At 45.0% G+C, this 220-nt stretch carries 1 tRNA gene; it reads left to right on the top strand.

The features are described from left to right. The first annotated feature begins 133 nt into the window (after positions 1-133). Positions 134-218: transfer RNA gene (locus tag AN393_RS19920), tRNA-Leu, on the top strand. The last annotated feature ends 2 nt before the right edge of the window (positions 219-220 follow it).

The raw sequence follows: 220 nt of genomic DNA on the forward strand, positions 1-220 counted from the left end.
CCAAGCGGTAAGGCACCAGGTTTTGATCCTGGCATTCCCAGGTTCAAATCCTGGTATCCCAGCCAACTTCTTCTACCAAAGAAACGTTGCTATAAAGAATTGCTCTGTTAAGAGTTTAAATATAAAAATGTATGCGGGAGTGGCGGAATTGGTAGACGCGCTGGATTTAGGTTCCAGTATCTTAGGATGTGAGAGTTCAAGTCTCTCCTTCCGCACCATG

It is taken from the genome of Pseudoalteromonas sp. P1-25, assembly GCF_001401805.1.
Lineage (GTDB): Bacteria > Pseudomonadota > Gammaproteobacteria > Enterobacterales > Alteromonadaceae > Pseudoalteromonas.